The 23,972-nt window shown below is 38.6% G+C and carries 28 protein-coding genes; 2 read left to right on the top strand and 26 right to left on the bottom strand.

Going from position 1 to position 23,972, the window contains the following annotated elements:
• Positions 1-7: 7 nt before the first annotated feature.
• From AAG807_RS00875 to AAG807_RS00820, 12 genes are all read right to left on the bottom strand, one after another.
• Positions 8-1,492 (bottom strand): rhomboid family intramembrane serine protease, encoded by a 1,485-nt coding sequence (locus AAG807_RS00875; RefSeq protein ID WP_341899930.1) that lies wholly within the window; start codon positions 1,490-1,492, stop codon positions 8-10.
• Between the two features lie 57 nt (positions 1,493-1,549).
• The gene (locus AAG807_RS00870) at positions 1,550-2,182 is read right to left on the bottom strand and encodes a hypothetical protein (protein WP_341899928.1); all 633 of its coding nucleotides are present in this window, start codon (positions 2,180-2,182) and stop codon (positions 1,550-1,552) included.
• 27 nt (positions 2,183-2,209) lie between these two features.
• A complete protein-coding gene (locus AAG807_RS00865; RefSeq protein ID WP_341899927.1) occupies positions 2,210-2,392 on the bottom strand; it encodes a hypothetical protein in 183 nt (60 codons plus the stop codon).
• A gap of 51 nt (positions 2,393-2,443) precedes the next feature.
• Positions 2,444-3,034 carry a hypothetical protein gene (locus tag AAG807_RS00860; RefSeq protein ID WP_341899925.1) on the bottom strand — a complete coding sequence of 197 codons (591 nt, stop codon included), beginning with the start codon at positions 3,032-3,034 and terminating at the stop codon, positions 2,444-2,446.
• 122 nt (positions 3,035-3,156) lie between these two features.
• A complete protein-coding gene (locus AAG807_RS00855) occupies positions 3,157-3,819 on the bottom strand; it encodes a hypothetical protein (protein WP_341899923.1) in 663 nt (220 codons plus the stop codon).
• Positions 3,820-3,962: 143 nt separating this feature from the next.
• On the bottom strand, positions 3,963-4,919 hold the full coding sequence (locus AAG807_RS00850) for an alpha/beta hydrolase (protein ID WP_341899921.1): 957 nt from the start codon (positions 4,917-4,919) through the stop codon (positions 3,963-3,965).
• Between the two features lie 178 nt (positions 4,920-5,097).
• On the bottom strand, positions 5,098-6,015 hold the full coding sequence (locus AAG807_RS00845; RefSeq protein WP_341899919.1) for a helix-turn-helix transcriptional regulator: 918 nt from the start codon (positions 6,013-6,015) through the stop codon (positions 5,098-5,100).
• 66 nt (positions 6,016-6,081) lie between these two features.
• Entirely contained in the window at positions 6,082-6,462 is a 381-nt protein-coding gene (locus AAG807_RS00840) for a hypothetical protein (RefSeq protein ID WP_341899917.1), read from the bottom strand.
• Position 6,463: 1 nt separating this feature from the next.
• A complete protein-coding gene (locus AAG807_RS00835) occupies positions 6,464-7,393 on the bottom strand; it encodes an oxidoreductase (protein WP_341899915.1) in 930 nt (309 codons plus the stop codon).
• Between the two features lie 321 nt (positions 7,394-7,714).
• Positions 7,715-8,422, bottom strand: coding sequence for a hypothetical protein (locus AAG807_RS00830; protein WP_341899913.1), 708 nt, complete (start codon positions 8,420-8,422; stop codon positions 7,715-7,717).
• A gap of 101 nt (positions 8,423-8,523) precedes the next feature.
• Entirely contained in the window at positions 8,524-8,979 is a 456-nt protein-coding gene (locus AAG807_RS00825; RefSeq protein WP_341899911.1) for a hypothetical protein, read from the bottom strand.
• 61 nt (positions 8,980-9,040) lie between these two features.
• On the bottom strand, positions 9,041-9,607 hold the full coding sequence (locus tag AAG807_RS00820; protein WP_341899909.1) for a cyclic nucleotide-binding domain-containing protein: 567 nt from the start codon (positions 9,605-9,607) through the stop codon (positions 9,041-9,043).
• 126 nt (positions 9,608-9,733) lie between these two features.
• Between AAG807_RS00820 and AAG807_RS00815 the strand changes: the two genes are divergently transcribed.
• A complete protein-coding gene (locus AAG807_RS00815) occupies positions 9,734-10,123 on the top strand; it encodes a hypothetical protein (protein ID WP_341899907.1) in 390 nt (129 codons plus the stop codon).
• Between the two features lie 23 nt (positions 10,124-10,146).
• Here the strand turns inward: AAG807_RS00815 and AAG807_RS00810 are convergent, their stop codons facing one another.
• The 5 genes from AAG807_RS00810 to AAG807_RS00790 all read right to left on the bottom strand — a co-directional run bounded on the left by AAG807_RS00810 (position 10,147) and on the right by AAG807_RS00790 (position 13,387).
• Positions 10,147-10,569, bottom strand: coding sequence for a hypothetical protein (locus AAG807_RS00810; RefSeq protein WP_341899905.1), 423 nt, complete (start codon positions 10,567-10,569; stop codon positions 10,147-10,149).
• Positions 10,570-10,637: 68 nt separating this feature from the next.
• Positions 10,638-11,033: a hypothetical protein gene (locus tag AAG807_RS00805; protein WP_341899903.1), complete on the bottom strand. Its 396-nt coding sequence runs from the start codon at positions 11,031-11,033 to the stop codon at positions 10,638-10,640.
• A gap of 66 nt (positions 11,034-11,099) precedes the next feature.
• The gene (locus AAG807_RS00800; RefSeq protein ID WP_341899901.1) at positions 11,100-11,636 is read right to left on the bottom strand and encodes a hypothetical protein; all 537 of its coding nucleotides are present in this window, start codon (positions 11,634-11,636) and stop codon (positions 11,100-11,102) included.
• A gap of 60 nt (positions 11,637-11,696) precedes the next feature.
• The gene (locus AAG807_RS00795; protein WP_341899899.1) at positions 11,697-12,239 is read right to left on the bottom strand and encodes a hypothetical protein; all 543 of its coding nucleotides are present in this window, start codon (positions 12,237-12,239) and stop codon (positions 11,697-11,699) included.
• Between the two features lie 155 nt (positions 12,240-12,394).
• On the bottom strand, positions 12,395-13,387 hold the full coding sequence (locus AAG807_RS00790) for a hypothetical protein (protein WP_341899897.1): 993 nt from the start codon (positions 13,385-13,387) through the stop codon (positions 12,395-12,397).
• A gap of 162 nt (positions 13,388-13,549) precedes the next feature.
• Between AAG807_RS00790 and AAG807_RS00785 the strand changes: the two genes are divergently transcribed.
• Entirely contained in the window at positions 13,550-13,804 is a 255-nt protein-coding gene (locus AAG807_RS00785) for a hypothetical protein (protein WP_341899895.1), read from the top strand.
• Positions 13,805-13,951: 147 nt separating this feature from the next.
• Here AAG807_RS00785 and AAG807_RS00780 read toward each other — a convergent pair whose 3' ends face one another.
• The 9 genes from AAG807_RS00780 to AAG807_RS00740 form a co-directional block, all read right to left on the bottom strand.
• Positions 13,952-14,497, bottom strand: coding sequence for a hypothetical protein (locus tag AAG807_RS00780; protein WP_341899893.1), 546 nt, complete (start codon positions 14,495-14,497; stop codon positions 13,952-13,954).
• Positions 14,498-14,573: 76 nt separating this feature from the next.
• Positions 14,574-14,828 carry a hypothetical protein gene (locus AAG807_RS00775; protein ID WP_341899891.1) on the bottom strand — a complete coding sequence of 85 codons (255 nt, stop codon included), beginning with the start codon at positions 14,826-14,828 and terminating at the stop codon, positions 14,574-14,576.
• A 372-nt stretch (positions 14,829-15,200) separates the two neighbouring features.
• Positions 15,201-15,821, bottom strand: coding sequence for a hypothetical protein (locus AAG807_RS00770; RefSeq protein ID WP_341899889.1), 621 nt, complete (start codon positions 15,819-15,821; stop codon positions 15,201-15,203).
• A 476-nt stretch (positions 15,822-16,297) separates the two neighbouring features.
• On the bottom strand, positions 16,298-16,936 hold the full coding sequence (locus AAG807_RS00765; protein WP_341899888.1) for a hypothetical protein: 639 nt from the start codon (positions 16,934-16,936) through the stop codon (positions 16,298-16,300).
• A 27-nt stretch (positions 16,937-16,963) separates the two neighbouring features.
• Positions 16,964-18,295 carry a DUF58 domain-containing protein gene (locus tag AAG807_RS00760; RefSeq protein WP_341899886.1) on the bottom strand — a complete coding sequence of 444 codons (1,332 nt, stop codon included), beginning with the start codon at positions 18,293-18,295 and terminating at the stop codon, positions 16,964-16,966.
• Complete coding sequence (locus AAG807_RS00755) at positions 18,295-19,416, bottom strand: MoxR family ATPase (protein ID WP_341899883.1); 1,122 nt, start codon at positions 19,414-19,416, stop codon at positions 18,295-18,297. Before AAG807_RS00755 ends, AAG807_RS00760 begins: the two co-directional genes overlap by 1 nt.
• Entirely contained in the window at positions 19,413-21,095 is a 1,683-nt protein-coding gene (locus AAG807_RS00750) for a hypothetical protein (RefSeq protein WP_341899881.1), read from the bottom strand. The genes AAG807_RS00755 and AAG807_RS00750 overlap by 4 nt, the downstream gene beginning before the upstream one ends.
• On the bottom strand, positions 21,092-21,997 hold the full coding sequence (locus AAG807_RS00745; RefSeq protein WP_341899879.1) for a hypothetical protein: 906 nt from the start codon (positions 21,995-21,997) through the stop codon (positions 21,092-21,094). Before AAG807_RS00745 ends, AAG807_RS00750 begins: the two co-directional genes overlap by 4 nt.
• On the bottom strand, positions 21,990-23,912 hold the full coding sequence (locus AAG807_RS00740) for a stage II sporulation protein M (protein ID WP_341899878.1): 1,923 nt from the start codon (positions 23,910-23,912) through the stop codon (positions 21,990-21,992). The genes AAG807_RS00745 and AAG807_RS00740 overlap by 8 nt, the downstream gene beginning before the upstream one ends.
• Between the last annotated feature and the right edge of the window lie 60 nt (positions 23,913-23,972).

Genomic DNA, 23,972 nt, shown 5'->3' with positions numbered 1-23,972 from the left:
TCCCTTTTTATTTACCCTGCTGTTCACCGCCGAGTTCATTTATGATCAATTGGATCCGGTTATTGTAACTATCGATTTGCATCTGGTACCTGTCTGTGTCTTCCGAAATGGCTTTGTAGAGGAGTTCGTAGCACTCGAGTCTCAGTACACAGTATTCCCTTAGCAGTTTGTTATTCGTTCTGACCTGAGGTGGTAAGTCCATTTCCTTGAAACTATCCAGCAGGTCGATGCTTTTCTTCCAATAAACAATGCCTTTATCCTTAATTGCATAAAGTAACTTGTCGTTGGTTGTATTGGTGGGTAAGCTATATACTTCCAATGCCGTCTCTTCCATGGAAGCGAATTCTTTCATTTTGGCCTCATAGGTCCCGATGTCATTTGGAAGGACACGGTAAACAACAAAAGAAAAAATCAGGAGTAGGGTGAACAATAAACTGATCGTACCGAATTTCAATTTGTCTTCATCCGGTTTTCTAAGACTTGGGATGAACGCATAACCGATAACAAGTCCGCTAAGCAAACCACCCATGTGGGCTGCATTGTCTATCCCGCTGTCCGCTTTCAATCCATTCAGGATATTGTAACCGACAAAGACCCCAATGCTCGTCAATAAAGCTTTTCGTGCCGATTTCTCGATGAGGTTTGTTGACAGCATCGCAAGGAATACTCCATACATTCCGAATATTGCTCCAGATGCGCCCGCACTGATTGTCAGGTCGTGCCAGCACAAGCTTGCAATACTTGCAGTGATCCCTGTTAGAAAATAAGCAGCTGCAAATTTCGCCCTTCCCAAATACGGTTCCAAAAGCGAACCGATGTAAACCAAAGCGAACATATTCATCAGAAGATGGAAAATCCCGATATGCAGGAAACAATTCGTGATGAGCCTCCACCATCCGCCTTCCAAAGTTAAGGGGCGGAAATTTGCTCCCCAGGCAATCAAACTCTCGTTGGCGGGAGTCATGAAATGAACTCCGGAAATAACCATCAGGATAAAAATCGCTAGGTTCAGGTTTATTAAGATCGGCGTGACGAAATAACCCGGTGTGGGTTTGAAGATTGAAATAAAATCGGTGATCCCTTCTTTGGATGGGGTTTCTTGACTTAAGAAATCTTGCTCCTTTAGAACCAAATTCGGTTTAAATTCTTCGTATTTCTGTGCCAGTTCTTCCGGAGAATAGGAGGCTTTCAATTCATTGAATGTGGTGATCAGCTTTTCAATATTCTTTCTGTTCTTCCCCCAATCCACCATCTGATTGCCCGTGCATTCACTTTTCAGGTTTGCATTGTTGCCGTCGATTTTCACTTTCACTTCTTCACTCCAGGAACTCATGGAGAATGCCGTAAAAGCAATGAAACCGGTTTCACTCGTGTAACCGATATTCCACCCCAATTTCTTTGCCGCTTCCATTGCGAGGACAAGAAATTGTTCTGTCGTTAAGTTGTCAAGAGGGATGTCCTGAATGTATTTTGGTGAAACTCCGAATGCCATGTTGATGATTGTCTGTTAGTTGTTTTTGATTACGTTATGGAATGTAATTATGAATGGTTACCAAAACTTCCACCAAGGCTTGGATTCATTGCTTGAATCAATTGGTTTTGCGACCTCTTGTTTAGGGTCCTGATTTGCGATTTTTTCTTTTTCCCCGGAAGCAGCAGAGAACTCAGGCGGATAAGTTTTTGTTCCTTCTATGTAATAGTAGATTGCAGTCCCAAAACCTGCTTCAGGAGTGATGTTACCAGATTGTTGAATTATAAATCCGGTGGCGATGGCTGCAGACTGGGCAAATTGCTCATAGGATAAATTCCGCTTATTCAGAATTTCCAATGCATGATTTTGCAGCAAGTCAATCGAGTCCAAAAAGCTGGTTTTAGCCATTTGCTGATTGTCATTCTGCATCTTACTGTTGTCAATAGGAACACCTAAATTAGTTAGTACAGCATGCGTAATATTTACCAACTGAGGACCTTTACGATTTGCCTCGTCTGATAGCATAACCGTTCCGGGTTTTGGGGAATCAAGTTGAAAATTGAAAGACCGAAACAAAAAGCTTCCTGCTAATCGCGCAGATGCAGATATTGCTTCTATCGTGTCAACTTCTCTTTGATCACTTCCTAATTTCCAGGCAATTAATTCAACGAGGTCATTTACTGCTTCGTTTTGATCTTTCGTTATTTCCATTTTTTTGGTTTTATTGGTTAAAAGTATTTATTCTTTTCGTCCCATCGTTAAAACCATCAACGCGAGCCCTCCGGGGATAATACCCAGGAAAGTTGCATAGATAGTCAGGTATAACGCGGTTGATCTATGAAAGACCAGTTCCAGCAGCACACCAATCAATGCAAGGGCAGAGGAGATCAGAATGACCAGAATGATAAACTTTTTAAGCATGTTTTTTCTTTCAGTCGTTATGTGCCTATTACTCTAAGATCCAAGGGGTGATCACATCATCGTGAAGAATATCACCATCAGTGTTCCGGGAAACACGAAGACCAGCGACGCAATTCGGGCAAAGTTAAACCAGGCGCTTTGTCGTCTGAATAGGTAAGTAGCCAGTGGGATCAGCAGCAGAATTTGAAATAAAGGAAACCAGGTAAAGATGGATTCCTGTCTGATCTCTTCATGCTTTGTTATTCCGAATCGATCGTCTTTCATGTTGTAGCTTAACTTCTTCCCCGTTCGAAAAATAGGAGAATAGATCATATTCAAACTGTTTTCCTCCCGGGCATACCAGTCTCCCAATGTTGGAGTGAACATGTATCCTTCCACGTCCAATACCTTGTGCCAGGTATATTCCCAGTCCCGATTGATTTTCCAGGATTTTTCCGATAGTTTTTTTGTTGGTCCGTCAACGAACACCTCAATGGTGGAAATCACCAACATCAGCGTACAAAAGACCACAACCGATTTAAAGAGAATCCATTGCCACCCGGAGGTAATGCGCTCATAAAATTCTTTTTCCTCACGTGCTTCCTTTTCTCTTTTCAGCCGCACTCTTTCAGCCGCATTGCGCATGGATTCCTGGTGGTTCATATTCTAATCGTTTCAGTTTATTGCAATATTACTGATTTTCTTGGAATTCAGTTGGTGATTGAACAGGTTGGAAGATGGCTTTTCCTAATCACCTGCTTTGCCAGCTTGGGGTTATTCGCAGATTAGTAATTTTCCACTCTCCAGTCTAAGTCTAGTGCATCAAAGTCATAGTCAACATACTTGTGTTTACTTATTAAGGTACTCATTTCGATGTCTTGTTTTGTAGGATCCAGGATGAGCCAGATGGTTTCATCTATCTCATCCAGGTTTTCTTTTATGAGTGTTTTTAATTTGTGCTGAAGGTGAAAGCTATAATGCAGTCCAGCCGAAAAACCTTCTAACATTCCTCCATTTGGGTAAGTCAGTTTATAAACCTCTTGTCTAAAAATGAGCAGGTTATTATAGAGCCACGCAATGTCCGGAGGTCTTAGATTGATATTTCCTGCCATTTCCGGATAGATTGAAGTAATGGTTTCAATTATTTTCCAGGAAAGCTCCGCATTTGCATGCTCTTCGCGGTCATGAAGGAACTCACCGTTCAATAAATACTCCAGATTTGTCAGCTTGTTAAGATGCCTTGCCCTGTCCTGGCTTTGCTTGTTACCAGAAATGGAATATTTTATTTGAACAAGCGGATTGACATATTTTTTTGTAAGCCCAAATGCATCAAGCAATGATTCAATTTGCTCTAGTCGAGCCTTTGCAGGTTTACTGTTTTTATTTTGAGGAAGTGACCATACATAGCGATAGTCCAAAATTTTATATAGTAGGTCTTTTGCTGTCATACTTTAATTTGCACAGAACTTATTTCATGCATCCTAAAATACAATTTATAGCGCAAATTATTTTTACTGCCTCTCTCAATTAAATGAGGTTCTAAATTTTCAGTTTACTAATAACCTGAGTTCGATTATTTATTGCTGTCATCTCATAACATATATTTATCATAGTATTCAGCAAAAGATTGAAACTGAAACTCATTTGCTTTTTTTCCTATGGTAGTATTTTTTGCAAGTGATTCAAACGCATGAAAGGCGCCTTTAAACAGTTTAAAGTTTACTGGAATATTCTCCCTTCTAAGAGATTCAACATAGTTAATCGTTTCATCTTTAAAAGGTTCTAAATCGCCAACAAATGTGATAGTTGGAGGCATGTTTTTGTAATCAGTATTCATTACAGGAGATGCGTAGATGGGAATAGTGCCCTCAATGTTTTTAAGATAATAACTCCAGCCTACTTTATTCGTTTTCGCATTCCAAGCAGGTACTGAATTCATTTTCTTGGCTGATTCTGTATTTTGTAGGTGGTCTATCATTGGGTATATAGGCATTTGAAATGCAATATTGACATCTTTCGTATCTCGGACTTTTAAGGTAACGGCAGCGGTTAAACCTCCACCTGCACTGTGTCCTGCTATAATAAATTTGTCTGAGACAATTCCAAGTAATGATGCATTTTCTTTCATCCAGAGCAATGTGTCATAACAATCATTAAACCCATCAGGATAAGGGTTCTTTATCGATTTTCTATAATCAGGTGCTACAATTATGCAAGGACGGTTTTCAATAAATCCTTTTATCGCGTCTAACGCATTTTCCGGAATTCCCATCATGTATCCTCCTCCGTGAAGGTATAGCATTCCTGGCAAATTAGTATCAGCGTTTTTAGGTTTAAAAATTCGAATCCGGATGTCAGGACCATTATTTTTACTTGGAATAAGGCGCTCTTTACAATCCAACCCATTTATCGATTTCCCCTTTGATAACTTGATGAGACTATTAAGAAGATTAATCGTCCATTTTCTAGTAAGCAAAGATGCCATTACCTTCATAGGAAAGTAATAGCGTCTTAATTCCTTATCGTACATCTTCTTTGTTACACTCATAATATAGTTATTTTACCTAATGGTTTTGAGTTTTTGGAAGAAGTGGAATACGAAGTGTTAAACGATCAATTTACCGCAAAATTGGTATGAGACAGGATGTTCAATCATCTAATGCCTCCGCTTTTTTTCAAACCCGTATTCACTGTTCTCCCTTCTCCATTTATTTTGACTTGCCACCTCAATTAAACGATGCTCTATATTCTACTGGTGTCAAGTTTGTTTTACTCTTAAATAATTTGCTAAACGATTGTGGATGCTCAAAACCTAATTGATAAGCAATTTCGCTTACAGATAAGTTGGTAGTCGCCAACGTTTCTTTCGCTTTTTCTATCAACTTAGTGTGGATGTGTTGCTGTGTGCTTTGCCCTGTTAGTGTTCTTAGCATATCACTCAAATAGTTTGGTGAAACATGCATCTTGTCGGCAAAGTATTGAACCGTTGGAAGTCCTGATTCTAGCAATTGGTTGCTATTGAAATACTCACTAAGTAAGTTTTCCATTTTAGTCAGCAGGTCATTATTTCCTATTTTTCTGGTCAGAAATTGTCTGTTGTAAAATCTATTGCAGTAATTGAGCAATAATTCGAGATGTGAGACCATTACATCTTGGCTATACTGGTCAATGGAGGTCTTGTATTCTTGTTCAATATTTTTGAAGATGCTTTCAAGCATTTGCTCTTCTTTGTCTGATAGATGCAAGGCTTCATTTACTGCGTATGAAAAAAAGCCATAGTCTTTGATTGCCTTACCTAATGGATAATTTAAAATAAAGTCTGAATGAAAGACCAACCACCAACCTGATACCTGATAGTTTTCGTCACTTCCTACTGACAAAGTTTGTTTTGGCGCTGTCATTGCCAATACACCTTCATCAAAATCGTAATAATTTTGTCCGTATTTAAGTTTTCCAGTTAGATTCTTTTTAAGGGATATTCCATAAAAATTGAAAAAGAAATGTGCTTCATCACTATGCTCTGATGATTTGACTTCATCCATATTTATCAAACTAATTAAAGGATGAAGCGGCTTTGGTAAACTCATCAAGCGATGCAGTTCTGAGATTGAATTAATAGTAATATGTTTTATTTTCTTAGCCATTTTTCAACTGTATTGCAATCAATTCTACTGGTTGTTAGCACAAGTATAATTGATACGTCTTACTTTTTAATTCGATTTTGGTTTTTTTACAAACATCCAAGCCCAGGCAATAAAAAGAAACTGAATAGGAAGCCTGATAATACTTGCGATAAATTTCTTGTCTTCTGTTTGGTAATACCCGATACTCTCCGGTATGTGAATAACAAAGAAAAACACCACTAACATTGCTACAATGAGCTTCGCAGCAATAGCTCTGGTTTTGATTGGTATCAGTAATAGAGCCAAGGAAATTTCGATGATACCACTTAGCGTTATTAATAGCGTGTGTGCGGGTAACCAAGATGGCATCATTGCAAAATACTGCTCGGGTTGCATAAAGTGCATAGACCCCATAAATAGGTAAAATGCTACTAAAAGCCATAAAGCTATAATTTTTACTATTTTCATCTTAAAATTCGTATTTATGGTTTGTTAATTTTTCAGACACCTCCCACAATTTTTTAGCTAGATTGCTGTCATAGGAAGTATCACTTGAACGAACCAATTCCGGAAAACCTTTCATTTCGCTCATTTTAGTTGGGCCAAAAAACTCAGCACCTTTTAAACTTGGTTCTGTAGCTGCTCTCAAAATGGGCAATGAACCCATATTCACTTTTTGTGCCAACAAAACATTCATTACTTTCATCATAAAACCAGCATCTTTTTGAAGATTAGTAGCCGTATATCCAGGGTGAGAGGCTGTTGCTATTGAATGGATATCAGCAGCTTTGAATCTGCGATCAAGTTCATAAGTAAACAAAAGATTGGCAAGTTTGCTCTGTGCATAAGCCTTTTTGGTGTCGTAACCTTTTGAAAAATTCAGGTCATCAAAATAAATGGTCGGCTCAAAATTCTGTCCTTGACCTTTTTTATGTAATACACTGCTTTGTGAAATAACTCTACTATTGGGCGTTGCTTTAAGTAAAGGCATTAGCAAGCCCGTTAGCAAAAAATGGCCTAAATGGTTAGTCGCAAATTGCAATTCTTGGCCTTGCTTAGTTATTTCCTTTTGCGGGGTCCACATAATACCAGCATTGTTAAGCAATAAGTCGAGTTTGCTGTACTTCTTTAGGAATTCATCCGCAAAAAGTCTTACCGAATCTAAGTCTGAAATATCTAATTTCATCAAAGTTACGTCAGCAGACTTGCAGCGTTGTTTAATTTCCTGTTCTGCACGTTTGCCTTTTTCAAGGTTGCGAACCGGCAAAATGATTTTTGCCCCTTTTTCACTTAATACTTTAGCTGCTTCCAGTCCAATACCACTCGTTGCACCTGTGATTAAGATTGTTTTACCTTGTTGAGAAGGAATATTGTCCTTTGTCCAATTTACTGTTGCCATTCGTTTCAATTTTAATTGTTGTTGATGGCACAAATTTCCGTCAAATTGCAAGGTGCTTTGTAGTCAAATCTCTGAGTGCTGTATCCAAAACAAGGATATGTCGGAAATCCATTCTCTATTTTTGAATGTTCAAAGTTTGAAGGGGCTTTTCATGGTGATAGTTCTGTTCTATGCGCAGCTTCTGAAGCGAATGAAAGGATAAACTCGGGAACCGATCTTCCATCTTCCTTTAGCAATCTTCTATCAATTGAAATTAATCCTGAAGTGTTGGGACAAATGCTCGTGCCAACTGAGTGATTGAAACCTTTAGAATGGTTAATCTTAACGCAAAATAGCGGCAGTACGGATCAGTCGAATTCGAAGGTTATCGATACGTTCTACCCGGAAGAGAAAGTTGATTCCTCCTGCCTCATTGCTAAAAGTCATCAGCTGTTTTCTTTTTGAGAAAGTCCAAAACCCCTCGTTTAAACCTTTTGGTTCGTAAACATAACGTCTGTTCAAGGTTTTTAGCACCTGTAATTTATTGATGGTTTTCTCAATGTAATAAAACTGATTATGGATTGAATCTACAATCTGAATAATATCGCCGCTTTGCAGTTTCGCTAGTTCCAATAAAACAGGAGATGTTTCGGATGTTCCGGCATTTGGATCCTGCAGCAGCAACTGATAGGTTACGCTATCAACTTCCATGCTCCGGCGCTTTGCAGCTTTGCGCAGATCGATAAAAAAGACATAAAATTCGTTGGCTATCCCTCTTGTGTCCAAATCATTCTGTGCAAAATCTATTCGCCAGCTTCGAGGATACAGTTCATCCATTTTCTGATCATCTTCTCCTGTTATTTGCTCCAATGATTCCAATTCATAAGATTTGACCAGAAGCAGTGTGTCTGAGAAAATTTCGGACGAATCGGCGACGTTCCTGTTGTAAACAATCCATTGGTATCTTTTCAGTTCTTTTTCTGAAATTTTATTTTGAGAAAATACCGGAAGAACCAAGAAGCAATAGCAAATTAAAAGCAATAGTTTCATAGGAACCCTAACGTTTAATTTCTGAAAAGTTACGTTCTTTTTTCTGGTACTGGCAACATGATCGCGCCAGCTTGGGGAAGAAGCTTTTGTTTTTTAGTCTTTCACCAATTTTTTAGGGAACTCAAATATGTCCAGAAAATAAAGACAATCTGTAGAGGAACTCTGAACCACAAATAGGCTAAACCATTTCCGTCAAATGTTCCTTTCTGATAGTCAATATGTTTTACAGCAGCGTTAATGTTTGCCGGGAGCAGTACTATAAAAAAGAGGATTAAAACCCAAGCCGAATAAACTTTAAAACCCGGAATTATCAAACCAATTCCTAATAGTATTTCTAAGACACCCGTTAGATAAACTATTTCGGTTTTTAGTGGTATTCCGGATGGGATCATCATTGTCATACCTTTTGTAAAAGCAAAATGTCCTATCGCTGTAAAGAAAAGCATCGCACACATTCCAATCCTTGCAGATAATAACAAGTCGTGTTTTTGAGTTAGCAGCCTAATGGAAAGGATTGATATGAAGAAAACGGCAATTAATACGATGAATGGTTTCATTTTTTATGATTTTGTTTTTGCAAAGTTCGTTACAGGTAGAACTTTATGCAATGAACCCAAGTTAAGAAATGCGTTTTCGTATTCTACTTAATGCCTGTGGTGTAATTCCGATATAGGATGCAATATATTTTAGTGGGATCAGCTGCAATAAATGCGGTTGTTCTGTAAATAAATTCAAATAGCGCTGTTCTGCTGAGTCTGTTAATAATGTTAATTCGCGGATGGATTTTTTCAAAAAAAGGTCTTCGCCTGCAAGTCGTCCAATTTTATTCCCTATTTCTGTCTCGGAATAGATGTGTTGTAAGTCGTCATAGGTCACACTCCAAAGAATGGTTTCTGTTATTGTTTCTAACTGGTAAGTTGAAGGTTTTTGCGTTAAAAAAAAGTCGTAGGCGCTTACAAAATTTCCTGCAAATGCAAAACCGAAAGTTAAGTCTTCAAATTCGGTTGGAATACAAAAACGAACAATTCCCTTTTCGATATAAGACAAGTAATTTTCCTTTTGGTCTACTTTTAACAAAAGTGATTTTTTGGAAAATTCTCTTCTTACAATCTTGGATGAAAACACCTCCCAATCACGATCTGAAATGGGTGCGAATTTCTCAAAGTATCTTCTGATTTCATTCATTGATGCAGTCTGTTCTTAAAATGACACCTAGCTTATTTTCAGCCACCTAAAATACAATTTATAGTGCAAATACCATGCTTCTGTGCGCCATGTGTAGTTTTTGAAGTGTACCGCAACCGATCTTCCATGATCAGGAAGCAATTTGTCATGATCGGGAACGAAAGTGAAATCGTCCGGAACGCGTGTTCAACGATCAGGAATGAATCTATTGTGATCTGGAACCAATCTATCTGGATCTGGAACCAATCTTCAATCAATTGGAAGCAATCTCTTGGGATCCGGAATCAATCTTCAATCAATTGGAACGCATCTCTTGAGACTTTGAAGCAATCTATCGTGATCTTGAACGCATCTCTCAGCTTCTTGAACCAATCTATTGAGACCTTGAACGCATCTCTTGGGATCCGGAATCAATCTTCAATCAATTGGAATGCATCTCTTGAGACTTTGAAGCAATCTATTGCGATCTTGAAGCAAAATTTGACGGGAATGGGGGAAGGTGTCTTCAGCAAGTAGGAGAGAGCTTGTTATACGTAATCTTATAATTCGTTTAATTCATACTTCTTCTTTAAACCTTCATTCCAAAAGCAGCTTGATATCCGGGCATATTCATTATTGGTTATTGAATATTCAATAATGATGGTATCTCCTTTTTTACGATAATCGAGCCATGGATGACCAATATTGTCATCAGTTATTGTGTAGGTTTTATTTGATTCATTTTTGTAGCTGAAAGTGATGGAATGAGATGCCCCTCTATGTGTATGAGTATCTTCTATTTCTTGTACTATGCCAATTGTGCGCTTGGATTTCTTATATGCCTCTTTTTCATTTTTCTCAGAAATAATAAAATAAGGACCTAAAATTGCGATGAGCATTCCTGCAATAAGAAAGAATCTGATTTGAAGTTTTTCTTCATCGTATAACAGATTGTATAACTTGGGGTATTTCTTTTTAAGCATTCGTTTCTTAATTCCTATTGACGGTTTGTATCCATTGTCTGCGTCTTGCTTAGGTGTAAGCGTATAATTTACTTGGCGCTATTCATGATGTCCTCAAATTCGTTCATGGTGATGATACCAAGTCTTGATAACGCCATAGAAAAGTAAGGTTCAAATTCTTGTCCGCCATCCTTGTTTTTTATTTCAGTAAGCATTGGGACAACTTCCGGATTGTCTTTGAAAAGATGAATTCGTTTGAATGCGGCAAGTTTTACATGAAGGTCGGTGTCATTTAAAACAGCATATTTAATAAGTGGAAAATAGTCGGATTTACCCGTGTCGCCAACGACCATAATTACACCCATTCTATCCGCTTTATTTAATTGGGAAAACTCCTCAAGGGTGGGTATTGCTTTCTTTTCGTTAGTATGTCCAGATGCTTGTTTGTTTTCTTGTCTGCCGAATAGTTTGTTGAATATACCCATGGTCTAAAAGTTTTTTGTTTACCTAAATGTCGGTCCGATGCTCATGCCAGCTTTAGTTAGCAGAGATCACCTGTTTTCAATAAAATTTAGTTTCGGATTTGCTTCATATAGTTTTGTCACAAGCCATTTCCTGTCTGTCACCCTGTTTATTTTGTATTTGGTCAATCCATACAAAGCAAGAGGTACTGGTACAATAAATGGAATGTAGGCAAATGTATAGTTTTTACTTTGCGCGTTTGTAAAGAAGACAATTGATCCCTCATTTCCTCTTCTATCATTTATTCTGATTGAAACAATTTCTTTTAATGGAATTTTAAAAATCATTCGACCATCGTAATATTTGATGAGGTAATCATCCTCAATAATGCATTTGATCTTCCATCTTTTTCTAAATGAATTATAAATTAAGAAAGTAGCGAGCGCAAGAAAGAAGAGGTTGAAAATTACCATAAACAGGACTTTGTCTTCATTGTTTACAGCATTTTGAGACAGTATTGAATAAACAAACAATGAAATTAGAAACCCGTGGGCCACTAAAGAAGAATAGACATAATCTTCTAATCTGAATCTGAATTTTGGATTTGTTTCAATTACGGTTGTCATTTGTTATCCTGTTGTTGCCTAAAAGAGTGTTAAATCAATCTGACTTGAACCTCTGTCAGACTAGTTTTTCTTTTTATGAACTTTCAACAATCCATTTTCATATAATCCACCGGCATCAATTCTGGTGATGTCTTCCATTGCAAATAGGATTCTCCCTCGGTCTAGTGTACTCCGGGTGCCAAATTCTTTGATAACAATGGATTCTGCATCCATCTCTTCAATTTCCCCAATGATGCACATTCCATTATCAATGTTTTGAATATGTAAATTGACATGTTTAAATGCTTTGTTCACTGATTTTAGAATTGCTTCAATGGAATCGATTTTAAGTGACTCGATATTCTTTTCCTGATCGTGTTTATTGATGATTTTATGGACACTAGTCAGATCATTATTTGCCCACTTGATTCTGGTGATATCTTCCCGTTTGAAAACAACAATTCCATTGAACAATCCATCGTCGTTATAGTGTTCAAGAAGAAGAAAATGGTCATTGAATTGTCGAATGAAACCATAGAAAGATTCATTAAACAAATCGGTAAAAATGTCTACAAATGATTTTTCAGTTTGTAATTTCTTTAGGTTCTTTGATGCTATATCCATTGTGAGGTTAATTACGCCTATTTATTCATGCACCCCTAAAATACAATTTATAGCGCAAATAGCATGCGTTTGGGCGCTGTGCTTAGCTTTTGAAATGAATGAAATAATTTATCCGATGCTTGCCGTCAGCTCACGCATAGTTAGGGTTATCTAATTTATTTTTCAAAATAGTGAATTTCTCGAAAACGCAAGTTGGTAACTTTTCCTTTTTGCATGGTTGAGCATAAAATCCAATTTCCTTGTTCATCATAAACATATTCATAGTCATTTTGGAATGAAATTCCCGGTCCTTCTCCCTCGATATGTAGCAGATTTCCATAAGCATCATACTTGAAAAATTGAGTTTCGATTATCTTTCCATTCACATCTTTTTTAACCCAATTTTGCATAAAACCTTGCTCGTTATAAAAGTAAGTCCAGTTGTAGATTTCGATATCACTTGTATTAAAATTCCGAGCTGAAAGGATGCGATTAAGTGAGTCATAAGCGTAGTAATAAACCGGCTGTTTTTTCCTGTCAAAATAACTTTCAATTCGAATGATATTTTTCCTGTCATCAACCGTATAGATAACACTATCTGTTTGCATAGTGCTTACTGCGGTTCCGATTACTTGATTTCCTTTTGTTTTCCAATCCAGGCTTGCACTAAAATTGTTCAAAAAAAATTCACCATAGCGACCTTTACCGGTGTTCTGATTAAACTCTCCCTTTAAAATTACGATAGTTGATAAATGACCAAGAGAGTCATAGATGTATTCCATTCCTTTAGTCCTGGATATATACACTGATTTTATTTCCCGACCTAATGTGTCAAAATATTTTTTTTCTTGAAAAAACGGACCTGGTGAATTTAAATGTGCTTTAACAATACTGTCTATCTTTTCTTTTGAGACAGGTTTATAAAACTCCTTTGTATCCACTGATTGAACAGCTCCCTGAAGCTTATATCTGGCTCTATTTCCACATTCTGAATAGGTGAATAAAGAAGTTACACGGTGTAATCCGGAAAAATAATCCTGACCCATTACTTTTGATGTAAGTAACAAGGCACATAAAATCATACTATTTTTCACCCTACTCATAATTACCACTAACTTATTTCTACACACACCGAAAATACAATTTATAGCGCAAATACCATACTCCAAGCTGGCGCGAGTTCCTGGGCAATCTTCAACGAACAGAAACCAATCTTCTATCTTCCTTCAGCCAACCTGTCCCGCCAACCTCAAGAAATGATTGATTCTGTTTGAGAACTTAAAAAATCCTTTTTAACTTGGCAGGACTTAATCATACTAAAAACAAATGCTATGAACGGAGATATTCTAGATCAACTATCAAAAGACACAGGTTGTCCAAAATGTGGAAGTAATTCGGTTAGCGCGGTAGGCTGGAGCTGGTGGGGAGGAATGATCGGACCCAAAATGATGAACCATACGAAATGCCAAAGCTGCAGTTATACCTACAATAGTAAAACACGTCAGCCAAATACGAGAGGCATTGTTATCTATTCTGTCATTGCGGCCGTTATTGGATTGGCACTTGTCTTTTTAATAAACCGCTGATTCTGGGTCGGAAATACGATTCGAATGAAAAGATCGGGAAATTAGCAGGGGGATTTTAGGGAGTTGATGGGGGTTTGAGAGAGCAAGAGTTGCAAGCTCGTGCTAACAAGAGGAGCAACATGCTCGTACTAACTGGGAGACTTGCATTTATTTATCTTCTAATTCCTTTTTTAATATCAACTTTTCATTTTTCCTCTCAATTTTATTTCGTTCGGATTTCATTTTTTGTTGATATTTGTTCTTGTCACCAAGAAAGTGCATATTTCTTTCGGCTAGCCATGTATTTTGTCTCACCATAATTCCATTCCAAATACAAGTTTCATCTCCACATATATGTTTCGAGTATTCTCCAAAATTTCGATGTTTTATCTTTTTGTCTAATAGGATTTTTTGTTGATTCTTGATAACATTGTTCCAAATGTTTTCTTCGTCTCCTTTTGTTAAATCTAGCCCAAGTGTTGAAACTTCTACAAATGTACCAGGATCTTTTAATTGTAAGAAATCAAAAGTCTTTTTGAAAATTGTATGAGCATAATCTCTGACTTCTATTTTTTCCGACATACTTAATTTGTCATTCTCAATAATTGATCTATACAGTCCTAAAGTATTAAAGTCATTGTATTTTTTATAATTGTCAATATAAAAGAAATATGCTTTAAGTGTCAATTGATTAAATTTTTGTCCTATTTCCATTGACGTTTTTTATTCGGTTTAGTTCGTCTTACCGCTTTTTCAAATGTGCTGTTATAAGGCATTTTTCTATTCATTTTTATGGAGATTTAAGTACAAGTTCATTAACTTCTTTGTCAATTTTTACCCATTCAGCTCTTTTTTCTATGTCGTATGGAGTTTCACTTGTAATCATAAAAAGTGGTGTCAAATAGAAAACTTCAACTGTCCGTTTATTGTAACCTAATCCGCCAATATCTTGCATTTGAAATTCTACTTTTTTAAAACTTAGGTGTTCGTTTTGAAACAAAATTGTCTGCGTCTGCCAAGCACCTGATGAGAATAAAATTTTCATTGGGTTTACGACAAAAATTAAAACCAAGAAAATTGTCGGATAAATAGTTCCTATAATTCGTTTAGTCTTTGTCTTTATTGAAAATAAGTTCCAAAGTAGAATTGTCGGTGTCCCGATTAAGAAACCAAAGTAAACGAACGATTTTAGAAATTGGTTCTTGATGTCAAAACTTGTCAAGCCGTCTAACAGAAAAAGTAAAACTGTCAAACAGTATATAATATTTAATATTTTGCTAGTCTGTGTCAATTCGTTTGTGTTGTCTTAAAATGCTCTATAACGTTTCCTTGCTGGAGCTTGTGGCGGCTTATGGAAAGTAAACGAACAATTTACCGAAAAACTAGCCATAAGTTTTAGCAAGTGTTGTGCGAAGTTTTAGTATAGAAGATGAGAATTCTTTTCTTGTAATCTTGATAAGATGACTTTTCTTAAACTGTCAAAAAAGTTTGGTATTACTTTACTAACTCGCTGATAAAAAATTAATATGTCATTATATTCTACTAAGTCTTTGCCTGTGAATTCAATTATATTTTCAATTTCGTCCGTTTCTAATATGTTTGAATGCTTTATGGAGTTATTTACTCTTCGTAACTGATCAACTTCAAAATAATTTTCTATTTCCGAAAGTTCAACACCATGTTGACTTAGAAAAGTTGAGACTTTATCTATTCCAGATGCTTTTCTACTTTCAAAGTCAGAATACATATTTGACAATATATGTTTAAGCGCACTTTCAAAGGTTTTATAAGCATATATAATTTTCATTTCCGCTAAAATCTTTATTTTCTCAGCGGTCAATATTTCTTCAACTATAACTTTAAAATCTTTAGTCAAATCAATTTTTCGCGCTTGTAATTCTTTGACTTCTTCTATTTTGGTTTCAATACTTTGTTCAAGTAAAAGATCAAAATCATTACTTTTTAACATATATAGAAAAACTGAATATCGAATGTCCTGAGCTTTACGTTCATTTCCATTCTCGTCGAATGTTTTCATGGTTCCGGTTCTTAAAAATTTCGCACAACTTATTTATCCGTCTCAAAAAATGAGACAAATCTCCCCTAATTTAGTGGTTAAGTCTCACAAACAAGTTTTTCAGATAAATTTTCTATATCACCCCACCTCGGCCTTCAATTCCAGTAGCGTCAAAATTTGCAAGCCAAAATGTGATTGGTTAATTTGTCAATATACTCTGCTTTCCAATAATGTATGTCATTTATGTGGTTGTAATCAATATTCTCGTCTTGATAAATATTGAAAAATGGTTTTTGCAGAAAAATTATAATTGTGTCATTATTGGGCCAACCTTTGGATGTTTCAATAACCTTATTTCCGGATTTTAATTCAGCATTTAAAATTACTTTCAATCTCTCACTAAATTCGTCTATGTGCTCTTGTGTTATCATAAGAATTATCGTTAGTCTTATCTCAAGGATTCAAGAATTGGATAACTACCTGCTAATGAACTCGAATCATTTAATCGTTTTATGCCAAATTGAATCATTCATTTCTGAGCCTGACATATTTGTAACCATGTATTTAATAAAAACATTTTCAGATAATCCACTTTGATAGAGGTTTTGTCTGAATTGATTATTTGCAGTCAAATTATAAGTGGATGAGATGTCTATTTTCCAATTCTTTCCTTCTTTTTTGAATTTAATTTGATTTCCGGAATCAACACCATCAACTAAAAATTCAGCTGTTGCTTCATTACCATTTAGATTAATCTTTTTCAATTCAGTTATTGGTAGTCTATTCTTAACGTTTAGGCCTTTAGACAGTGTGAAATACATCAATTCTTTACCACTGTATTTTTCTAGAGAACTGCTACTCATAGTTTGCCTTAAATAAAGGATGAGTGTTTTGTCAATGGGTGGTTGCATTGATAAATTGACAGAGTCAGAAAATTTAGCCTTTTCAACAATGTTATTGTAATAAGCAATAGTTTCTTCACTAATATAACTCACCATTTCATCAATATTTTTTGAAGAAACAGCAATTTGATAGTTATTATAAGCATCTGTAATCACTTCGGAATCTCCTTTTTGTCCAGTACAAGATATTGCAAGAAAGATGATTGTTGTTAAAAAGAATAAGTGTTTTTTCATGTTGGTTGTAAAGGTTCAACAGATTCCCTATATCACCCCCTTAGCCTTCAATTCCAAATACTTGTTGATTGAATTAATCGACAAATCTTCCGGTTTGGAAAGGATGGTCTGGATGCCGTTTTGGCGCAGCTCGCGGGCAATGTTCCACTTCACGTTCGACATTTTATCGGCAACCGTGGCTTCGATGAGTTCTTTGTGGGTGTGAACGGGTTGTTGTGCCAATTCCTGCAATTCGTTGTTCTGGAAGAAGATCACGACCAATACGTGGCGTTTGTTCAGGCGTTGTAGCATCGGTAATGCACGGCGCATCGCAAATTCGCTTTCAAAATTGGTGAAAAGGAGTAGGAGGGAGCGCGTTTTTACTTGTTTGCGGATCGTTTGGTAGAGCAATTCGAAGTTTCCTTCTTTGAACAGGGTTTTCTGATTGTAGAGGGTTTCCAGAATGCGTCTCAATTGTCCCTGGTTGCGTTCAGCCGGAACGATGGAACCCATTTTGTCCGAGAAGGTAATCAAACCGGCACGGTCGCCTTTTCGCAAGGCAATATTGGTGAAGACCAAGGTGGAATTGATCGCATAATCCAGCATGGTCATTTTGTGAAATGCCAATTGCATCGGTCGGCTTTTGTCAATGACGCAATAAACCGGTTGCGAACGCTCTTCCTGATATTGGTTCACCATCAATTCGTTCTTGCGGCTGGTAGCTTTCCAGTTCACGGTCCGGATGTCGTCGCCTTGCACGTAATTGCGGATCTGTTCGAACTCGCTCGTGTTTCCGATGCGGCGCACCTTTTTTATTCCCTGAGAAAGCGTTTGCTGGTTGAAAACTTTCAACTCGTATTGCTTCATCTGCAAAACAGACGGATACACTTCGATTCGTTGAACTAACGGAATCACAATGCGTCGTTGAGCCAGGAATAGGGTGGAGCGGACAAAGATGACCACGTCCCGGAATTCGTATTCCCCGCGTTCGGTTGGCGTGAAGCTATAATTGAAATCTTTGGTCTTTTTGGGTAAGAGAATGGTGTTCCAAACGGCAGACCTTTTTTGCATGAAGAGCGGATACCCTTCATAAATCCCAACTTGTAAGGGCTGGGCAGTTTGGTTCAAAATGGAAACCACCACTTTGTTCTCGTCTCCCAGGTTCATACGCTCCAGGTATTTCCGTTGCACACGAATGGGTTCTTTGAACAGGTTGACAAGCAAAACATCCAGGATCAAGGCAAACAGCAGCACAAACAAGATTGTTTTGCCAATGATGCCCAGGAAGGGAACGAAAAACGCCCCTCCGATCAACGCAACTCCTATTCCTGCTGTGAGGAAGAAGAATCGGGTGAGATGGATGCTTGCAAGTAGTTTCATTAACGCGGAACTTCGATTGTTTGAACGATTTCGCGGATAACCTCTTCCATCAATGTTCCTTCCATTTCCGCTTCCGGAGTCAGGATCAAACGGTGATTCAATACGTGGATCGTCACAAATTGGATATCATCCGGAGTAACGAAATCGCGTCCGCGGATGGCTGCAAATGCCTTAGCCGCTTTCAAAATGGAAAGCGAAGCACGCGGCGAACCTCCCAGGTACAATTTGGCATGGTTACGCGTCTTATTGACAATTTGAGCGATGTATTGGATCAAACGATCCTCAATGATGATTTTCTCTACGATAGTCTGTACTTTGCGCAATTCATCTGCTGTGAATACGGCTACAATGTTCTCCAGATCGGGCGATTTGATCTGCTCTTTGTAACGAGTCAGGATCAGCATTTCTTCCTCCAATGTCGGATAGTCCAGTTTGATCTTGAAAAGGAAACGGTCCAATTGCGCTTCCGGCAAATTGTAGGTTCCTTCCTGTTCCACCGGGTTTTGTGTGGCAATCACCAAGAATGGGAAAGACATCGTATACTGTGTTCCGTCATACGTGATTTGTCTTTCTTCCATTACCTCGAACAAAGCCGCTTGTGTTTTCGCCGGAGCACGGTTGATCTCATCGATCAGTACGATATTCGAAAAGATCGGACCTTTCTTGAAGTTGAAAGAACTCTCTTGCATGTTGAATACCGAAGTACCGATTACATCGGAAGGCATCAAATCCGGAGTGAACTGGATCCGCGAGAAATCTACGTGAAGTACGCGCGACAATGCTTTAGAAGACAGGGTCTTCGCAACTCCCGGAACACCTTCCAACAAGATATGGCCATTGGAAAAAATCCCCGCAAGCAACAACTCGATCATTTCAGATTGACCGATGACGTATTTCCGCATTTCTTCGCGCACGCGATTCACTTTTTCAGCAACCCAAAGCAGGTTGGTCTGATCCCGTTGAACGAAACTTGGGGTGACCGCTTCAGGAGCCTCATTCGATGCCGATGACAAAGCACTTGGATGTTCTTCCGGAGCAGAGTTATTTGGAGCCGAATCGTTTGATTGGCCTTCTGTGTTTGGCATGTATGCCGCTAAATCGTCATTTCCTTCCTGGATCATGATTTATGAAGTTTAATGAATTCTACAAATTGATTCAATGCAGACTTTGCTCTTCTTGAAAGTAAGGTCTGACGTATTATAAAGGTATTTCCATCTTCACATTCGAAGGTGATACGGGATTTCTCCACGTTACAACGAATGGTCTGATTTAATGAAATTACGCGTTTTCCGGCAACTAAGCCATAAATGATGAGCTCGTTTGCCTTGATGGTTGCAACCGGGATCCGGATGTAGCGTGAAGCGAAGTAAATCAATACGATTGCAGGAATGATGAAGAACATTCCGATACTTCCTCCTAAGGACAAAAGATACAATCCGCGGATTAGGGTCAATAATCCCATTAACAGGATAAAGGCTCCCATGATAATCCACTTGTCCAGGTTCACCTCCTTGTCGGAAGCTACAAAACTTTCGGTCGGACGAAGAATCCCCGTTTCAATATAGAATGCGCGGATTTTTGCATTGACCGCACCCAAATGTTTGTTATCCACGTTGTTCTTTCTGGAATCCAAGCTTCTCACGATATCCACGAGTTTCTCCGAATCGGATGGCACTTTTGCAATCAGTTTTTCCAGGTTTTGCTCCAGGTTTTCTTTTCGGGACAGGTCGATGTAGAAATGCCTGTTGATGGAAGAGTAGAAGTTCTTGCGCATCACCTGCAAGACTCCTATCGGTGAATTGCGGGAAATGTAAATGGAACTCAGGGTTTCCACAAAGGCCAAAGACATGTTCCGTTTCTGGTTGTAGCCCGGAAGGATTTCCTCTTTTCGTTTTGCCCGGAAGAAGACGTAAAGCAACAATAAGACAATGAATAGGAGGAATGCCAGTCGCAAAGCCGGATTCTTCAAAATGAACTGGATCAGGGAAGTATCTTCTTTTTCAGATCCTTCATCTGCATTTTCATCCTCAAAGTCTGAAATCGGCTGACTTGAATCATTGATCCCACAAGTGAGGAAAATAACCGGTTTATCCTTCGGGATCTTGTTCAGTACAATGCGGGCATGGGCATAACCGTTCGGCTGAATCACCTGGTAGTTCTCGAATAAATTCGGGATACTGTGGAAGTGAACTTTTCCTTTGTGGTGTTTCTCATAAAATGCAAACGGATGTTTCATCGCGTACATGTAGGAGCGGTAGTTCGTGTCGATTATTTCGGTTTCCGAAAAGGAATACCAGTCTTCATTGATGGTGTCATTCTCATAAACATGGTAGAACGGAACAGTCGTGTCACCGATCCAGGCGAAAAGAACCTTGCTGTAATCCCAATAAAAAGCACCTTCTTTAAAATGACGTTCGTAGAGGTTACTGGTCAGGTGATTGAAACTGAGGTAAACGGTGGCTCCGCTATCCGCATAATGCATGATGGAGTCGTAATAATCGTCTGCGCCAAATTCATCTCCGATAAACAGGTAAGTCGCTTCTTCGTGATTGGGAATGGTATCCAGGTCTGACCAGTATTTCAGGTTGTAAATGGAATCGGTGACGTGAACATCCAGGAGATCCATGAAGAAGGAAATGTTTCGCGGATTTTCGTCTTTCAGGTCATATACTTTCTTCCAATCGGAACTGTATCTTTTCTGGATGTATCTGGTGGAATCCCCGGTTCCGTCGAGCAACCAGACTACCACACCGATAAACAGTGCGAATGCCAAAAACGATATGATCACTTTTCTGTTCATTTCGCTTTTTCAATTTTTTGGAACGCTGTTTTCAACTGGGGTTCGATTACCTGATAGCTTGCGGAATCAATGTTGTAATCTCCATACCAAACCAAATCGTAGATCGATACGATCTGCTCAAACTCGCGGGCAATCGGTCGGCCTTGAACTTCAATGATGTAATGCATGTTCGTCTTTTCCCGTTTCCAGAAAATCCATCTTCGCTGAATCAGTTCTTTCATGGCAAAGAGGAAGTAGATACGGACACATTCTTTGTAATTACCTGAAGCAGTTGCTTCTTCCAAACGCAATTCGAGTTCTGTCTTACTTATTTCGGCAGGATTCAGGTCCTCCACCAAGGCTTCAAAAGGAATGGTCTTGATGCGGGGACTTCTGTTCTTGATCATGTAATAGATGAGGATTGCCAAGGCAACGACCAATAGGATAATTCCCAGCCACTTCCAAAAGCCGGTTGAGATATTGGGTGCATCCAGATTGGGGCCTTTTGGCGCATCAAAATCAGGGATGTCTACGGATTCGGAAGGCTCGATATTGGGGTCTTCGTCAATACTTCCTGATCCGCTACCATCGCCATTTTTTCCGCCTTTTCCACGTTCCAGATCTTTCGGGGAATAAGGAGTTCCCTGATAAGGTTTGGTGGTTCCGTTCGGACTTCCCGAACTGGTAGAAACCGATTCATTGATGGAAGTCGGGCTATCGTAATAATCCGATTCCGGACCTTTGTATTTTTCAGATTGCTTGTATCCGTGTTCTTCACGGATCTGATTCCACTTCTCGCGGGTGGTCAGTTCTTTTTTCTTACCTTTTTTCGCGCCATCTTCAGCGTTTTTAGCAGAAATAGAAAACGGAACCCCGATGGTCAGGGAAATCAATAAAACGATATGTGGAAGAAACTTAATCAAAGTCAAGTGAAGTTTCTTGATAACGTTTGCGTTTTCCAAAATTGGCGAATTGCTTTCTCAAACCGGTCGATTGACTTTGTTCCTGGAAAGTATGGTACATGAATCCCATCATGATCACAAAGAAAGGAAGTGAGAAGAGCATGAAAATGACGTAGATGATTTGTCGGGTGATATTTGCCGGAACTAAAAAGTCGGCAGTGTAATAGCGGGAAACATTCTTGACGAAACCTGCCAATTTATCGAGGAAATCTTCCAACATTGGTTCGCGCATGAAATTCACTTCCTGGTAGCTGAGAACACATGCTATCGGTTGAGCGAAGATGAAAAGCACCAATCCCATCAAGGAAATTCCAAGAAGTACCGTTCCATAATTCTTCGCTCCGAATTTGAATCCGTTCCCGAGTTTTTTTCCAAAACGCTCATCTCCTAAAATAATGGATGCGCCCTGAAGCCAGAAAAACGGTGTAAGGAATACCACCAGGAACATCCAGTACCAGGGAACATAGAAAAGGATCAGGAAGAGGAAACTCATTCCTAACCAGGTTCCGGGAAGTTTTTGAAGCATGAAAGGAACAAACAGTTTCAAACTTGCTTTTTGCTCCTGGTTCCGGAAATGATACAGGATCGACAAGGTAAAGATGGAAAAGATGATTGTCCACAACAAAGTGACAACAAAATCACTGATCGACTGGATGTCAAATCCCATCATGATACTCAACTGAGAAGCCCAGTCATATTCGTATTGATGCGTCAGGTCTTCGTAGCGCATCAAATCCTGGAAGACAACGACCGCAATGATGATTGGAATCGTAAGCACCAGGTTGTAGCGCATGATCTTACCGATATGCACGCGATAGAAAGAGAATGAATCTGAGAAAATCTGACCGAAAGTCCGGATTTTATGTAAATCGAATAGGTTGACATAGGTTTTAATCGGAGGATCGCTTTCATGAATCAATTCCGGATGACGTCTTGCAACGACAATGGGGAAAATGATGTAATAGAAAATGATGATGGCGAATGAAATGGAAATAATCGCCCATTTTGCCCAATCAGCCAGTTCCTGGTAATTGTGTGTCACATAACTTTCCAAAAAGCCTGCGGCAATGAGGAATGGAATGAGTGACATCATAATCTTCAAGCCTCTTTTGGCGGAAAGTTGTAAACTCTGTAATCGGGTATAGGAACCCGGGAAGAGCAATCCGTTTCCGAGCGTGATTCCTGCTCCTCCTGCAATGGCAATGGAACTGATCTCAAAAGCACCGTGGATCCAGATTCCAAGGAAAGAAACGATCAGTAAACCTTTCAGGTGAAAGAAATACTGGAAAGCCCCCAACATGATGGAGTTATTGAAGATCATGATGTGAGTCCCGATGGTGAAGAGGATTCCTGCTATGAAGGTGTAGAATGAAACGGTGATGTTATTGAGCGTAATCTCCAGGAACATGCTTACCTGTGATCCGCTGTGATAAACCCCCAGGGGATCTCCCTTTTCAATGTTTTTCAAAGTCATCTCAACATACGCATCACCCATGATCATTCGTGGGAAATCGGGATTGAAATGTGTGGAAATCACTCCGACCAGTGTCCAGAATAGGAAAATGAACAGCGCAAAGAGTAAGTTTTTACGTGATCTGTAAATTTCCAATGGAATGGAAACGCGCCAAACGGTAAATAGTTTCCGAAAGGAATCTTTTCGTTGTTTGTGCACTAAGTTGTGCACTCCTTGAGCTATCTGGTTCAGATAAACACGAACCGTACGCTTGTTATAGAACGTTTGGGCATAACTCAAATCATCCGTGATGTCGGAATATAAATCGGCGATTTCTTCAGGATCACTTGTTTGATTTGAAGTCAAAGACTGGAATTTCTTCCATTTTTCCTTGTTCTGTTCTATGAAGGAGGTTTCTTTCATGCGGTTCGATAAAAATAGTTGTTTTATTGAATCTGGAAAGCCTGCTGCTGAAATTTATTT

It is taken from the genome of Fluviicola taffensis DSM 16823, assembly GCF_943372375.1.
Lineage (GTDB): Bacteria > Bacteroidota > Bacteroidia > Flavobacteriales_D > Crocinitomicaceae > Fluviicola > Fluviicola taffensis_A.
The sequence above is the reverse complement of the archived record's forward strand: the minus strand, read 5'-3'. Positions and strand labels throughout refer to the sequence as shown.